Source organism: Streptomyces sp. NBC_00104 (genome assembly GCF_045160825.1).
Taxonomy (GTDB): Bacteria; Actinomycetota; Actinomycetes; order Streptomycetales; family Streptomycetaceae; genus Streptomyces.
Genome location: NZ_CP108215.1, coordinates 10,267,114 through 10,282,177, shown reverse-complemented (window position 1 = coordinate 10,282,177; position 15,064 = coordinate 10,267,114). Strand labels below are relative to the sequence as shown.

Annotated in this window: 11 protein-coding genes and 1 pseudogene; 6 read left to right on the top strand and 6 right to left on the bottom strand. The window is 72.1% G+C overall.

Features of this window, described 5'->3' with window-relative positions; genetic code table 11:
* The first annotated feature begins 74 nt into the window (after nucleotides 1-74).
* Nucleotides 75-941, top strand: a complete 867-nt coding sequence (locus tag OG272_RS44935; RefSeq protein ID WP_327726372.1) for a class I SAM-dependent methyltransferase — start codon at nucleotides 75-77, stop codon at nucleotides 939-941.
* Between the two features lie 95 nt (nucleotides 942-1,036).
* Here the strand turns inward: OG272_RS44935 and OG272_RS44930 are convergent.
* Nucleotides 1,037-1,531 (bottom strand): annotated as a pseudogene (locus OG272_RS44930) (IS200/IS605 family accessory protein TnpB-related protein); the annotation flags it as partial.
* A gap of 65 nt (nucleotides 1,532-1,596) precedes the next feature.
* Here OG272_RS44930 and OG272_RS44925 point away from each other — a divergent pair.
* On the top strand, nucleotides 1,597-2,037 hold the full coding sequence (locus tag OG272_RS44925; protein ID WP_405896137.1) for a transposase: 441 nt from the start codon (nucleotides 1,597-1,599) through the stop codon (nucleotides 2,035-2,037).
* Here the strand turns inward: OG272_RS44925 and OG272_RS44920 are convergent.
* The 3 genes from OG272_RS44920 to OG272_RS44910 all read right to left on the bottom strand — a co-directional run bounded on the left by OG272_RS44920 (nucleotide 1,955) and on the right by OG272_RS44910 (nucleotide 6,339).
* Nucleotides 1,955-2,521 carry a hypothetical protein gene (locus OG272_RS44920; RefSeq protein WP_327726373.1) on the bottom strand — a complete coding sequence of 189 codons (567 nt, stop codon included), beginning with the start codon at nucleotides 2,519-2,521 and terminating at the stop codon, nucleotides 1,955-1,957. The genes OG272_RS44925 and OG272_RS44920 overlap by 83 nt on opposite strands.
* Nucleotides 2,522-3,026: 505 nt before the next feature.
* Nucleotides 3,027-4,586 (bottom strand): hypothetical protein, encoded by a 1,560-nt coding sequence (locus tag OG272_RS44915; RefSeq protein WP_327726374.1) that lies wholly within the window; start codon nucleotides 4,584-4,586, stop codon nucleotides 3,027-3,029.
* Between the two features lie 298 nt (nucleotides 4,587-4,884).
* Nucleotides 4,885-6,339: a hypothetical protein gene (locus OG272_RS44910; RefSeq protein WP_327726375.1), complete on the bottom strand. Its 1,455-nt coding sequence runs from the start codon at nucleotides 6,337-6,339 to the stop codon at nucleotides 4,885-4,887.
* A 195-nt stretch (nucleotides 6,340-6,534) separates the two neighbouring features.
* Here OG272_RS44910 and OG272_RS44905 point away from each other — a divergent pair, with 195 nt between their 5' ends.
* From OG272_RS44905 to OG272_RS44890, 4 genes are all read left to right on the top strand, one after another.
* Nucleotides 6,535-6,657, top strand: a complete 123-nt coding sequence (locus tag OG272_RS44905) for a hypothetical protein (protein ID WP_327726376.1) — start codon at nucleotides 6,535-6,537, stop codon at nucleotides 6,655-6,657.
* A gap of 833 nt (nucleotides 6,658-7,490) precedes the next feature.
* A complete protein-coding gene (locus tag OG272_RS44900; protein ID WP_327726377.1) occupies nucleotides 7,491-8,699 on the top strand; it encodes an RNA ligase in 1,209 nt (402 codons plus the stop codon).
* Between the two features lie 2 nt (nucleotides 8,700-8,701).
* Nucleotides 8,702-9,622 (top strand): AAA family ATPase, encoded by a 921-nt coding sequence (locus OG272_RS44895; protein ID WP_326573895.1) that lies wholly within the window; start codon nucleotides 8,702-8,704, stop codon nucleotides 9,620-9,622.
* Nucleotides 9,623-9,764: 142 nt separating this feature from the next.
* Complete coding sequence (locus OG272_RS44890; protein WP_327726378.1) at nucleotides 9,765-11,183, top strand: DEAD/DEAH box helicase; 1,419 nt, start codon at nucleotides 9,765-9,767, stop codon at nucleotides 11,181-11,183.
* Between the two features lie 29 nt (nucleotides 11,184-11,212).
* Here the strand turns inward: OG272_RS44890 and OG272_RS44885 are convergent, their stop codons facing one another.
* Together OG272_RS44885 and OG272_RS44880 are read right to left on the bottom strand one after the other, a co-directional pair.
* The gene (locus tag OG272_RS44885) at nucleotides 11,213-11,482 is read right to left on the bottom strand and encodes a dihydrofolate reductase family protein (protein WP_327726379.1); all 270 of its coding nucleotides are present in this window, start codon (nucleotides 11,480-11,482) and stop codon (nucleotides 11,213-11,215) included.
* A 69-nt stretch (nucleotides 11,483-11,551) separates the two neighbouring features.
* Nucleotides 11,552-14,893, bottom strand: coding sequence for a LuxR C-terminal-related transcriptional regulator (locus tag OG272_RS44880; RefSeq protein ID WP_405895900.1), 3,342 nt, complete (start codon nucleotides 14,891-14,893; stop codon nucleotides 11,552-11,554).
* Nucleotides 14,894-15,064: the final 171 nt, after the last annotated feature.

Below are 15,064 nucleotides of genomic sequence, written 5' to 3'. Positions count from 1 at the left end.
TTGCCTATTTGGGCACGCGCCCATACAGTTTGGGCGCACGCCCATTCTCCGTCGTCCCACCTCAGGAGGCGCCCGTGTCAGACGTCGTCAACACCGACCAGGCAAAGGCATGGAATGGCCCCGAAGGCGCCCACTGGGCACGCAACCAGGACCGCTGGAACGCCGTGAACGAGGGTTTCAACGAACCGCTACTCGAAGCCGCTGCGATAACCGCGGCTCATCGGACCATCGACCTCGGCTGCGGCTCCGGGCAGACCACGCGCCTCGCCGCGCTCCGGGCACCCCAAGGGAGCGCGCTGGGCCTCGACCTGTCCGGCCCGATGCTGGCTGAGGCGCGGGCCCGCGCGGAGAAGGACGGCATCACCAACGTGTCCTTCACGCAAGGCGACGCGCAGGTGTACCCCTTCGACCCTGGCGCGTTCGACGCGGCGATCAGCCGCTACGGGGTGATGTTCTTCGCGGACCCCGTAGCGGCCTTCGGCAACGTCGGCCGGGCACTGCGACCCGGTGGGCGCCTGGCGTTCGTCTGCCCGGCCGATGCCATGCTCAACGGCTGGGTGACGGCGGTGGCGTCGCTGCGCGACTTCCTGCCGGTCGGCGACTTCGGGAAGTCGGGGCTGCCCGGAATGTTCTCCCTAGCCGCCCCGGACTGCATCCGTGACGTCCTCATCGCGGCTGGATTCACCGGCATCACCATCACCCAGGCGCAGGTGAACGGGGCATGGGGACGCGGAGCCGAGGACGCGGCGGAGTTCCTGCTGGGAACGGGCCCCGGTCGCCACCTGATGGAGCAGGCCGACGCGGCTGCACGGGCCCGCGCCCGCCGTACCCTGACGGAACATCTGCGCGACCACGAGGCGACGGACGGCACGGTCCGGCTGCGCAGCACATCGTGGCTGGTCACGGCAGATCGCCCGGCCGACCCATCGGACAGGCCCTAAACCAGCGGGTGCGTATTCTCGGGTCTCGGCTGGGTCGTCCCGGTGTGCGGGAACCCGGCGGGCCGGATTCGCCAACAGTGTCTTCTCAACCGTTTCTAAAGACTGAGCGGGAGTGAGTCCTGTTGCCAGGTCTCATGCTCGGCCGAACGCCCCGGACGGTGTTGGGCGTTCTGGTTGCCCGCGTTCACTCCGCACCCGGGCGGCACGGATCGTGTCCGTGGTCCGGGGATGCGGGGGCGGGGTTCCTCACGCCCAGGAACACCTGGTCGGGCCTGGACGGTCCGATGCCCCACCGCATCACTCCGGTGCTGTGGGGGCGGTGCCGTCCGTCGCCGGATCGGGTGTCCCTGGGCGCGCCTTCCGATCGCCACGGCGGCAGCGTCGTGGCGGGTGGTCTTACGGGTGGTTTTGGTGAGGGGTTTCTGCCAGTGCTGGGCGCCCCAGCGGCTGGTGTAGGCCGGGTCCACGGCGATGACCGCGATACCCGTCTGATCCGCCATCGAGGACAGGCGGGCGCGGAGCCTGCCGGTGGGCATGCCGGAGATCAGTTGCCGGAAGCGGGTGCGGCGGCCGTGTTTCTCGCGGGTCCGAGACCGTCGGCGAGGACAGTCGCGGATACGACGGCGGCAAGTCACGTGACGGGCGCAAACGCCACATCCTGACCGACACCGAGGGACTGCTCCTGGAGGTGACCGTGACCACAGCCGATGTGCACGACTCCAAGGCCGCTCCCGCGCTGCTGGAGACGTTCATGGACCAGCCGGGCCGGCTGCTGAAGCTGGTGTGGGTCGACAGCGCCTACCAGGGCCCGGCGCTCACGGCGGCGTTCGCCCGCCATGGAGTCCGGATCGAGGTCGTGCGCCGCTCCGACGGGCAACGCGGATTTGTCGTACTGGCCCGCAGGTGGGTGGTGGAGCGCACGCTGAGCTGGCTCTCCCGCTCACGCCGCCTCAACCGCGACCACGAACGCCGCCCCGACCACCACCAGCAGATGGTGTGGTGGGCAGCCGTTATCAGGCTGTCCCGGCGCCTGGCCGCAGACGCTCCGCGCTGGCCGGAGAAACGCCCCGGCCGACTGCCCCGGGCGCGGGCATGAACCGTCCGTCCTCCGCCCGCACCAGCCAGCCCCGCTTCTCCAGCACGTAGGCACGGTGACGGATCTTCTCCACCTCGTTCTTGATCTCCGCCTTCCGGCCCACCGCCCGCGTCAACTCCACCCCGTTCACCGGCCCCGAAGCAGCCACCGCAGCGGCGAACACCTCCCGATACACACCGCTGAGCACCTCCTCACCCATGCCCGACCGCCACACCGGCGGCCGCTCACCATGGCCCGCACCGGAGCCGCTCGAACCCCCAACCGCAACAGCCTCACCACCAGACGGCACGGAAGCCGGCGTATTCACCGGGCTCTCCTCGGCCAGCACCGACACGAGCTCCTCACGCCCCACCCGGGCCCGCTCGACGCGCTCCCGCGCGGCATCCACCTCCGCCTGAGCCTGCTCCAGGACCTCCGTCCAGGACTCCAGATCCTGCCTCGCCCGCGCCTCACGCTGTTCCATCAACCCCAGCACCGACGGCATCGCGACCTCCTCGATCAACAGCAAGCCGTCCGCTGCCTGCCCCTACCCCGTCGTGATCACGCCCCGCACACGAAGAAGCCCCTGCTCATCGAACAGGGACTCCCTTTGACACAACGCACTCAGTCGGCGCGTTGCCTGCCTCCCCGTCCCTGGAGAAGCCCTCAGGCGTCGCCGGAGGCCGTACCTGCCGGGGAGGATCCGGAACTGTGGGATAAGCGGCTGGCCCGGGTCGACGAACTCGCCGCCCCGATGATCGCGCCCCCGTAGAGGGCACTCATCCCACCCTGCCGCAGGCGGGGCGGAAGCGCTCCACCACCACTCCGGCCCGAGGCGCCAAGAAGGCGGCACCTCCATCACCGATACAGCGTCCAGCGCCCCCGCCCCATACGCCCGGGCAGGAGGGCAGTTCCGGTCCTCGGCTGTGCAGCAGGCGGCGATACCGCCGAGGCTCCCAGGCGTTGCTGGCCGACGACGGCCTTACCGGCATACGCCTCCCCCGGCGTCATCACTCAAGGTCGTCCCACGTCCACGAAGGGGCGATGCTCCCGTCGGGCTCACGCCCGAGCCGAAACTGTTCCGAGCTACCGCAGAGCTCGATGAATTCTTCGAAGTGCCCTGCGGCAGAAAGCCGGGAGACGAGGACGCTGATCTGCTCGATCTCCCCGGCCCGGCGAAGTTCGTCCAGCAAGCCAGCCACCCTGCTGGGGTCGTCAAGGGCCACGTGGGAGGCGGCCCGTGCGGCCAGAGTAGCGGCCTGCTCCTCCGTCCCGGACGAATGCAGCTCGCGCAGCAGCGCGGTAACCGCCGTGGGGTCGTCAAGGGCAACTTGAGCGGCGACCCGGACAGTCAGAGTGGCCGCCTGCTCTTCCGCTCCGATCTCGCGCAGCCTGTGCAGCAGCGCGATCACCGCCTTGGTGTCGTAAAGAGCCACGTGGGCGGCAGCCCGCGCAGCCAGGGCGGCAATCTGCGCCTTCGCCCGGGCCCCGCGCAGCCCGTGCAGCAGGGCGGTCACCGCCCTGGGGTCGTCGAGGGCCACGTGGGCGGCGGGGTCGCGGTCCAGCAACGCGGCAACCTGCGCCTTCGCCCGGATCCCACTCAGCCCGCGCAGCAGCACGGCCACAGCGCTGGGGTCGTCAAGAGCCACGTGGGAGGCGGGGTCGCGGTCCAGCAACGCGGCAACCTGCGCCTTCGCCCGGATCCCACTCAGCCCGCGCAGCAGCACGGCCACAGCGCTGGGGTCGTCAAGAGCCACGTGGGAGGCGGCCCGAGCGGCCAGAGCGGCAATCTGCGCCTGCGCCCCGAGCTGGTGCAGCCCGCGCAGCAGCACGGCCACCGCCCTGGAGTCGTCAAGAGCCACGTGGGCGGCAGCCCGCGCAGCCAAGGCGGCAATCTGCGCCTGCGCCCCGAACTGGTGCAGCCCGCGCAGCAGCACGGCCACCGCCCTGGAGTCGTCAAGAGCCACGTGGGAGGCGGCCCGAGCGGCCAGAGCGGCAACCTGCTCCTCCGCCCCGAGGCTGCTCAGCTCGCCCAACAGATCCGCCACAGCGCTGGGGTCGTCAAGAGCGACGTAGGTAGCGGCCCGGGCAGCGAGAAGGGCGACCTGTTCCTTCGCTCCGACCCAGCGCAACCAGTGCAGCAGCTCGGCCACAGCCCTGGGGTCGTCAAGCGCGACGTGGGAGGCGGGGCCGCCGGCCAATAGGGCAGCCTTTTGCTCATCCGCTCCGGGCCAGTGCAGCCTACGCAGCAGCGCGGTCACGACCCAGGGGTCGTCGAAGGCACCGAAGGCTGCGGCCCCAGTGATCCAATTGGTCCCTTGCCTAAGCGACACTCCCCAGTGCAGATTGCCCACGAAGTCAGCCACGGCACTGGGGTCGCTGAAGGTGGCGGCCCGAGCGGCCAGAGCGGCAACCTGCTCCTCCGCCCCGACCTCGCTCAGCCCACCCAGCAGATCCGCCACAGCGCTGGGGGCGTCAAGAGCGACATGGGCGGCGGGGTCTCGGGCCAGCAAGGCGGCAACCTGCTCCTCCGCCCCAACCTTCCTCAGCCCGCCCAGCAGCACGGCCACGGCCCTGGGGTCGTCAAGAGCCACGTGGGAGGCGGCCCGAGCGGCCAGAGCGGCAACCTGCTCCTTCGCCCCGACCTCGCTCAGCCCACCCAGCAGATCCGCCACAGCGCTGGGGGCGTCAAGAGCCACTGGGTCACAGTCCACTCGGCGGGTCGGCGATCAGTGAGATGCAGTCGTGAGAATTTACTGACAAGGGTGCGCGCCACGTAGGGGTCGCCGCCGTGAGCGGTGGCCTTCTTCAGGAGTTGGGCGGCGTCGCGGTACAAGCCGCGGTTCCAGGCGGCGATACCGAGGGTGCTCAGGTCGGTGGGGTGGGCGTGATGGGCGGCTGCGATCCAGAAGTCGACGGGCGGGATCTGGTCGGCGCGGTGGCCGCGGCCGTGCTGGTCGAGGTAGTCGGCCAGCAGATAGTGGGGCCCCTGAGTGCCCTGGACGGACGGGGGAAGAGAGGTGTCGTGGTGGCCGGGCGGTGGTTGCGTTGATTGCGGGTGGTGGTCTTGGCGGGGGTGAGGATGCCGGGGATGCCGTTGCATTCCTGGGTGACGTAGTCGAGGGCCTGGGTGAGCCAGTCCTTGTCGGCGGCGTTCCATTCGCTCTCGGTGAGGTAGCCGGGGGCGGCGTCGGCCAGCCAGGCCACCGGGATGTAGGGGCCGGCGCCAAGACGGCGGGCGTCCATGGCGGCATGGATCAGGGCCCGGGTAGCGCCCTGCGCTGTGTTGTAGCGGTCCATCAGGACGGGAACTCCGGCCAAGTACTGGGTGACCTGGGCATCCTGGGCACGTTCGGCGGCCTCGGTGAGCCGGGGATCGGTTCCGCCGACACCGGCGAGTGCGGCGAGGTCGGCGGGGGTGAACGCGTCCGGCACATCAATCTTGTGCCCGTCCAAGAGTTCACGGGCATGGGCGTACTGATCGGGGGAGGCGCGGTTGGTGAGGGTGTTCCAGTGTTCGGGCCACAGGGTGGCGAGCACGAGCACAGGAGCTCGTGACGGGTCGTGGAGCAGGCTGCGCAGACCTGCGGCGACCTGTGCCCCGATTGGGTCAGCGGCAAGGTAGTCCTGGGCCTCGTTCAGCCACACCACGGTGTACGGGGCAACGTCCTCAAGGTCGGCCAGGGCCGCATCCGGGCGGCTGGGGCTGATCGGATGCCACAGCCGCCAGGGCTTCGGCAGGCTGCGTACTGCCTCCCACAGAGCGCGGGTCTTGCCCGTGGACGAGCCACCGACCAGCACCGCGATTCCGCTGCGCCCAGCCTCCGCAGCGGCGGCGACCACCGTTTCCAAACGCGTGTCATGCTCCCGTGGGAGGTAGGTGGGCAGGGCCCCGAACCGTTGGCGGGCGTCACCGGTACCAAGGGCTGCGTGGACTTCCAGGTCGGCCAGGATGAGCTGGTCATCGAACTCGCCAATCGGGCGGCCGACGCCCTGCGCCATCCGGGCCCGGACCCACAGATCACGCACCCGCGCCGCCAGGTCCTGCTCATCCCACGCCGAACGGCGGGCCAGCACGGTGGCCACGGACACGGCATCAGCCTGCTTGGCTGGCAGGGACGGGGCGCTGATGCAGCGGCGTACGGTGTCCCGCTCCGGCGATCCCGCCAGATCGTCATCGGTGGCGATGGCCACGGTGATCTCATCCAGGCTGGGAGCGTCCGCCGCCAGATACACCTCATACAGCAGCTCTTTCAGCTCCCGCAGTGCACGAGGCCAGCCCACCCGCGCCCGCCCCAGCACCCGCGGCCGCTTCACGCTCACCCGTCCGCCGCCGTATCGCCACTCATCGCACCATCTTCTCCCCGCCCCGACTACGGCATGGCGTGAACAGCGGAAATTTCCGGACTCGTTGACGGCTTGTCGCAACCCAGAGTTGATCTTCGTACGGGGTCCAGCGTGGACAGCGAGCCAGCCGGCTACCCAGCCGCCCACCATGACCTCGTGGAGAGAAAGCCGATGTCCCGCACCCACTTGACCCGCCGCGAGCGCCTGCTCCTGGCCGCTGCCGCAGTGCGCGGCGCCGTCTCCGGCACCGTCCGGGCCGTTGTCGCCCGGCTCCTGGAACACCTCACCCCGTAGCCCTCACAGCGCAGACACCACGCCGGGGGCCGTGCGGCGCACGGCCCCCGGCACGTCGCGCAAGCACGCCTCCCGCACCGAAGCCGTGCCTCACGTGGACCTGGTCAGACAGCTGACAGCACCAGATGGGGGGTGCGAACATCGCCAGTCTGGCCGTGCACGAGCGGGCCGGGTTCTGGGGTACCGCGAGCGCATTGGCCGCCATAACAGCCAACGCGGCCGGATCCTGGTCGAACGCCCAAGCGCAGTTGTCAACTGAGCTGTCTGGAGGGTGCTTCACTTCAACACGGTGAATTTGACAGAGAATCCGTGACCGAGGTCGACGGCGTACGGGTGCCCGTGGTGTCCGGTGGTGCGCACTGGGGTGGCGGCCTGTGGATCAGTGCCCTCGATCTGGCCCGCATCGGCCGACTCTGCCTGCGCGGCGGGGTGTGGGGCGGGCGGCGGGTCGTCTCGCGGCGCTGGGTCGAGGAGTTGTGGACGCCCTGCCGGGTCAAGCCGAACTACGGCCTGTCCTGGTGGCTCAACGACGACCGCACGGTGTGGCCCTCGGCACCCGCCACCGCCGCGCTGCGCCCGCGGCAACGGCGGCAGCCATCTGCTGTGGGCCGACCCGGCGCGCGACCCGGTGATCAGCTCGCGCTGGGGCGCGGAGGTCGAGTCGCTCCTGGCGCGGGTGCCGCGGGCGGTGGCCCCCGGCGGGTGAGGTGCGCGTGTCCTTCTCGGCCGACGTGGGCTGTGACCTGTCCGTCCTCTCTCCGGGACCGCGGAAAATCCGGTGTGCGAGCGCCCTTCCCCACGTGACAATCAGGGACCAGCAAGGGGAGGAACACATGAGCCAGGCCTACCTGACTCTTCATGAGCTGCTGCCGCCTGAGGAGTTGGCGGCGGCGCTCGAAGCGGGGCACGTCACGCGCAAGCCGCACCCGGAACTGCCGCTGTCCATCTACACGTACACGAGGACATGCCAGTACGAGCGGGTGTGGAACCGGGTGACCACGCGCTGCCGCGGTCTCGTGGCCGACGACGGCACCGGTGAGATCGTCGCGCTTCCGCTGCCGAAGTTCTTCAACGTCGGTGAGCACGAGGCCGGTCAGCCGTACGCCCCGAGCCTCCCGGACGAGCCGTTCGAGGTGTACGACAAGGTCGACGGCAGTCTGGCGGTGGTCTTCCACTACGCCGGCCGGTGGCGGGTCGCGTCCAAGGGTTCGTTCGTCAGCGTGCAGGCCACCTGGGCGCAGCGGCTGCTCGACGGGAAGGACACCTCCGGTCTCGTCCCCGGGGTGACCTACCTGGCCGAGATCCTGTACCCGGAGAACCGGATCGTCGTCGACTACGGCGACCGTCGTGACATCGTGCTGCTGGCCGCGTTCGCCCAGGACGGCACCGAGGTCGCCCTGTCCGAGGCCGCGACCGGCTGGCGCGGCATCGGTTCCGTCGTCACCGTGTGGCCGGCGGTGCCGCTTGGCGAGTTGCTGGCCATGACGGACGCCAACCGGCTGCCCGGCGGAACGGCGGCCACGGGCACCGACGCGGAGGGCTTCGTGCTGCGCTTCGCCTCGGGCGTACGGGCCAAGGCCAAGTTCGCCGAGTACGTCCGGCTCCACAAGGTGCTCACCGGTGTGACCGAGCGGGACATCTGGCGCGGTCACGGCATCCAGCGGTTCGCGGGGCTGCCCGCCAAGCAGGTGGCGCAGGCGCTGAACTGCTCGGCCGAGGACATCGTCGCGACCGGAGGCCGGCCGCTGGACGCGCTGCTGGAGCAGGTGCCCGACGAGTTCGACGCCTGGGTTCGCGGTGTCGTCGCGGGCATCGAGAAGCAGGTGGAGGACCGGGAACGGGCGATCGACGAGGCGTTCCGGTCCGTCGCGCATCTCGCCGGCGACCGGGGCGCCTTCGCCCGCGCGGTGCGGGAACTGCCCGACGCGGCCGTGCGCCCCGCCATGTTCCTGCGCCTGGACGGCCGCCCGACCGAGCTCGTGACATACCGTTCCACCCGGCCGGAGGCGTCCGACCCCTTCAAGAACGACGAGGAGAACTGACCGTGCCCGTGGTACACGTCATGACGGGCCTGCCCGCTTCGGGGAAGACGACCGCTGCGCGCAAGCTGCAGGCGGAGTCCGAGGGCCGGATGCGCCGCGTCAACCTGGACGATCTGCGCACGATGCTCGACGTGCCGCTGCCCGAGGGGGCCGAGCGTCGGTCGTACGCGCACGAGCAGACCGTGCTGGCGATCCAGGACGCGGCGGTGCGGGCGGCCGTCGACGGTGGCTTCGACGTCGTGGTGGACAACACGCACATGACGCCGCACATCCCGAAGCGGCTGAAGGCTGCGGTGGCGGGGCTGGCCACCTTCGTCGTGCACGACTTCACCGACGTGCCGGTGGAGGAGTGCCTGCGGCGCGACGCCGGGCGGGAGCGGCCGGTCGGCGAGGAGATCATCCGGATCCTCGCCGACAAGCACGCGAAGTCCCGCAGGGGCGGCTGGCGGCTCACCGCGGAGTGGCTGAACGACGAGCCCGCCGTCGAGCCGTACGTCGCCGACCCGGCGCTGCCCTCGGCGGTCATGTGCGACATCGACGGCACGCTCGCCCTCAGGGGCGACCGGGGCGCCTACGACTTCACACGCTGCGAGGAGGACCTGCTCAACGTGTCGGTGCGCGGGGCGCTGCGCTCCTTCCGGAAGGCCGAGGGCGATGTCGTCGTCCTGCTCTCCGGCCGCGGTGAGGAGCACCGGGGCCGGACGGAGGCGTGGCTGCGTGCGCACGAGGTCCCGTACGACGAACTGTGGATGCGCGCCGCGGGCGACCAACGCCGCGACGACGTGGTGAAGGCCGAGCTGTTCGACCGGCATGTACGCCACCGGTTCGCCGTACGGGTCTCCCTCGACGACCGCGACCGGGTGGTCGCCGTGTGGCGCCGGATGGGCCTGCCGACCTGGCAGGTCAACTACGGCAGCTTCTAGCCGGCGGGCCGCCCGTGCGCGGGCCGGTCCACCGGTAGGCGTCCGCTGGTAAAATGGGGGTCACGCTTCGACACCGCCGGGGCCCGTACCGAGGGGTACGGGCCCCGGCGCGTTCCGGGCGCCAGACCAGGAAAGGTTCCCCATGAACGCGAAGCCGTCGGCCTCCGGGCTCTCCCCCTCCGACACCCCCCGGCGTGCGACAGCGCCGCGGGGCGACCTGTCGACGCCGGAGGCGGTGTCCCGGGACCTGCCGCCGGCCGAGTCCTTCGACGCGCTCGGGCTGCCGCCGGAGCTGCTGCGGACCCTGACCGACCTCGGGGTGACGGAGCCCTTCCCGATCCAGGCGGCGACGCTGCCGAACGCGCTCGCCGGCCGCGACGTCCTCGGCCGGGCACGGACCGGCTCGGGCAAGACGCTGGCGTTCGGGCTCGCGCTGCTCGTCCGGACGGCAGGCCTGCGGGCGGAGTCGAAGCGGCCGCTCGCGCTGGTCCTGGTGCCGACCCGGGAACTCGCCCAGCAGGTGAGCGACGCGCTGGAGCCGTACGCGCAGACGCTGAAGGTGCGGCTGGCGACGGTGGTCGGCGGGCTGTCGATCAACAAGCAGCAGGCGCTGCTGCGGACCGGGGCCGAGGTGGTCGTCGCGACACCGGGGCGGCTCGCCGACCTGGTGTCGCGCCGGGACTGCCTTCTGAACCAGGTGCGGATCACGGTGCTGGACGAGGCGGACCAGATGTGCGACCTGGGCTTCCTGCCGCAGGTCTCGGAGATCCTGGACCAGGTCCCCGCCGACGGGCAGCGGCTGCTGTTCTCCGCCACGCTCGACCGCGACGTCGACCAGCTGGTGCGCGGCTATCTGCACGACCCGGTGCACGCCTCGGTCGACCGGCTCGCGGGCTCGGTCACCACGATGGAACACCATGTGCTGAACATCCACGCCGCCGACAAGTACGCGACGGCGACCGAGATCGCCGCGCGGGACGGCCGGGTGCTGATGTTCCTGGACACCAAGGCCGGCGTGGACCAGTTCACACGCCATCTGCGGACCAGCGGTGTACGGGCCGCCGCCCTGCACAGCGGGAAGTCGCAGCCGCAGCGCACGCACACGCTCGGCCAGTTCAAGGACGGTGGGGTCACCGTGCTGGTGGCCACGAACGTCGCGGCGCGGGGCATCCACATCGACGCGCTCGACCTCGTCGTCAACGTCGATCCGCCCGCCGACGCCAAGGACTACCTGCACCGTGGCGGGCGCACGGCGCGCGCCGGGGAGTCCGGGAAGGTGGTCACCCTGGTCACCCCCAACCAGCGGCGCGACGTGAACCGGATGATGTCCGACGCCGGGATCCGCCCGACGGTCACCCAAGTGCGCTCCGGCGAGGCACAGTTGACCGCCATCACCGGGGCGAGGCGTCCGCCGAACGGGACGAAGTCCAGCAGCGGCAACGCCCCCTTCCGCGGCCTCGGCACCCGTCCGGGACGTCCCGCGAAGGAGTCCCGCAAGACCGCCGAGGCCCGCAGGACCGCGGAGGCCCGCGCGGCGGCCCGGGTACGCAAGGGCCGCTGACGCCGGAGGGATCCGTCGCAGCGACCCGCTCAGCGGCGGACGCGGTAGCGGGTGTGCGTGGCCTCCGGGGTGTCGATCACTCGGACGATCTCCAGCTCGGTCCGCGTGGGCAGGGCGTCGAACAGCCGGCGGCCGGTGCCGAACAGCACCGGGATCCGGTGGATCTCCACCTCGTCGAGCACTCCGGCCTCCAGTGCCTGCCGTGCCGTGTAGGCACCGTGGACCAGTACGTCCAGGTCCCCGGCCGCGGCCTTCGCCCGTGCCATCGCGCTCTCGATGCCGTCGGTCACGTAGGGCACCGACGGATGGCTCTCGTGAGGTGTGGACCCGGCGGAGCGCCACACCTCATCGGGGGTCACCGGGTGCGTTCAGCGGGAGCTGGGCGCGAGGCCGAGGGCGGCGAGTGCCGCCGAGCCGGCGGCGGTGTGGCCGTCGCCGGCGAGGAGGAGCGTGCGGGCCGACTGGTACGCGCATCCCGCCGCGTCGAACGCCCTGGCGGCCTCGAGTTGGCCGGGCAGGTCGCCGTCCAGGAGCGCCTGTGCCCGGTCCAGTTGGGCGGTGGCGACCGGGTTGCCGGTGACCAGGGCCCGGGCGGCGGCGACCCGGGCGCGGGCTTCCGGGTGACCGGCCAGGACCGAGGCCTCGGCCCGGAGGCCCGCGTACCAGTGCAGCCAGATCCAGGAGACCCACTTCCACACCTGCTCGGGCTCGGGTGCGACGCGTTCCAGGGCCGCGTCCGGGTCGCCGTGGTGGAGGAGGACCATGGCGTCGCAGACGGCGCCGTAGCCATGGTGGTGCTCCGACGCGGTGCCCGCCTCGTCGACGGTCGCGAGCCAGGCCGCCCGCGCGGCGTGGTCGCCCCGCAGACCGTGGACCATGGCGACCGACGCGGCGGCGGGGCCGAGCGAGAACGACCGGTGCCGGCCGCTCCGCCGCCAGGCGTCGAGGAACCGTTCGCTGCCGGTGAGTACGTCGGTGGCGTTGCCCGCGAACGCGTCCGCGACCAGCAGCCAGGACACGGCGTGGTGCTGCACCTCGGCGAGCAGCGGGTGGTCGGCGAGTTGCCTGCCCCACCGGTGGGCCCGCGGCAGATCACCCACGCCGAGGGCCGTCCCGGCGGCCATGGCGAGGGCGTCCATCCGCTCGTGCGTGCTGGCGGGGGTGCACGGCACCGAGGCCAGGACGTCGATACGACACCGGGCCGCGGCCGCCGCGCCGAAGGGCTCGCCGGCCCAGGTCCGGGCACCGGAGAGCGCGTCGAGAGCGGCGGACTCGGCCACCGGGTCGCCCGCCCGCCGAGCGAGGTCGACGGCTCGCTCGGCATACCTGACGGTCTCCTGCGCGGTGTTGTCCGCGTCTCCCTGCACCGCACCGAAGGCATCCGCGACGACCGCCGCTTCGGCCAGAGCGAGGGCGGCCGCGGTGGCGACAGCCGAGTCGGTCGGCGGATGGGCGAACAGGTCGGCCGGGAGGACGGCAGGGGGTTCGACCGGAAGGACGGCGGGGAGTTCGGCCGGGAGAGGGGTCGGTGGATCGGCCGATGGATCGGTTGACGCAGGGGGCGGCACGGCGGTCCGCGCGTCGGCCAGCCGGTCGGCCCGCGCGTCCGACGACGGATCGGCCCGCGCCACGACCGACAGGTCAACCCGCACGTCGGCCAGCGGGTCGGCCGGCACGTCGGACGACGGGTCGGCCCGCGCGTCGGACGACGGGTCGGCCCGCGCCACGACCGACGGGTAGACCCGCACGTCGGACGACGGATCGACGATCGCGTCCGACGACGGATGGGCCCGCGCCACGGCCGACGGGTCAACCCGCGCCTCGGACGGCGGATCGGCCCGCTCCTCGGACGCCAGGGCGACGGCGTCGGACAGTCGTCGGGCTGTCGTGAGCAAGGCGGTCACCTCGTCCACGGCGGGGAGCCGGGTGAACTCGCTGGAGAAGCGGTACGCGACGGTGGCGGCGGCCGCCAGGTCGCGAGCCGCGCCGGCGGTGTCCCCTGCCCGGCGGGCGGCCTCGGCGGCGGCACGATGCAGGCGGAACATGTCGTCGCCGAGCCGCCGACAGCCGGCCACCCCGGCGGCCTCCCGCAGCGCCACGGCTCCGGCGACAGCACCGGTCACTTCACCGACAGCGCCGACGACCTCGACGGTCTCCCGACCTGTGCCGGCAGCCCCAGCGGCCCCAGTTGCCCCACCCGCACCGCCCCCGCCACTCGCACCACCGGCACCCCCGGCCAGCGCCGCCGCCTGCTCGTATCGCTGCTGGGACTCGCCCAGCAGGTTGCGGGTGAAGGCCAGTCCGGCCAGGGCGAGGGCGAGGCGGTGGGCGGACGGCCGCTGGTCCGGCTGGTCGGCGGCCCAGGTGAGGGCCGCTCGCAGGTCGTCGGCCATGGCGTCGAAACGCGCGCGCCAATCCGCGCCCTCGGCCTCGGCCTCGGTGAGGGCGGTCGCGCCGGCCAGGCACCAGTCGACGTGGCGGGACCGGACGTCCGCCAGCTCACCGACATCGGCGAGCCGTTCGGTCCCGTACTGGCGGATGGTCTCCAGCGCCTGGTAGCGGGTGCCGGTCGCGGTCGGTGTCGCGGTGAGCAGGCTCTGCTCGGCGAGCCGGCCGAGTCCGTCGGCGACCCCGGCCGCGTCGAGCGGGCCGAACCCGGCCACGGTAGTGGCCGCCTCGGCGGTGAAGGGAACCACGAACACCGAGATCCGGCGCAGCAGCGCCCGGTCCGGCGGCTCCAGCAGGTCGTGGCTCCAGTCGAGCGCGGCCCGCACCGACCGGTGCCGGTCGTCCGCGCGGGGGCCTCCGGCGAGGATCCGCAGCTGGTCGGAGAGGCCGGCCGTGAGCCCGTCCAGTCCGAGGGTGGGCCACCGTGCCGCCGCGAGTTCGATCGCCAGCGCCATGCCGTCGAGCCGTTCGCAGATGGCCGCGATCCGGTCGCGTACGGCTGGTTCCGGTGGCAGGCCGACCGCCGCCGCCCGTTCCAGGAACAGGGTCACGGCGTCCGAGTCGGCTCCGCCCTCCCAGGAGAGCGGCGGAACGAGGAACACCCACTCGAACGGCACCATCATCCGGGCCCGGCTCGTCGCGAGGACCCGTAGTTTCGGGCAGGCGAGCAGCAGCCGTTCCAGGAACGGCGCGACCCCGTCGCGTATCTGCTCGCAGTTGTCCAGCACCAGCAGCGCCTGGCGGTCGACCAGGGCGGACACCACCGACTCGTCGATACCGCGGCCGGGTTGTTCGCCCACACCCACGGCCGCCGCGATCGCCGCCGCCACCCGTCCCGGGTCGGTGACCGGGGCCAGGTCGACGAACCACACCCCGTCGGCGAAGTCACCGGCCGCGTCGGCCGCCACCGCCAGCGCGAGCCGGGTCTTGCCCACCCCGCCCGGACCGACCGCGGTCACCTGCCGGCGTGTCTTGACCGCCTCGGCCAGCTCGGCGCGCTCCCGTACCCGGCCGATGAACGCGGTCAGCGGTGTGGGGAGGGCGGGTGCCAGGTGTGGCCGCTCGGCGCGGGCGAGTTCGGCCGCGCGCCGGGAGAGCGCCCGCCGGTCCGGTTCGTCGAGCTTGCGCAGCAGGGCGGAGACGTGTGACTCGACGGTGCGTACGGAGATGAACAGCCGCGCGGAGATCTCCGCGTTGCTGAGGTGCTCCCCGAGCAACGCCAGCACTTCGGCTTCCCGGGTCGAGATCACTGGACTGGACACCGGGTCATTATCCGTTGGTCCGTGGCGTCTCAGTGGTGGATTCCGTGCTCACCACGGAGGCGGGCCGTGGCCCCGCCGGGAGAGCCTGTGACCACGGCGATCGGACCCGGCGGACCCACCGGACCGGTCGCGGCCCCCGACCCCGGACCCCGGACCCCCGACCCCGGACCC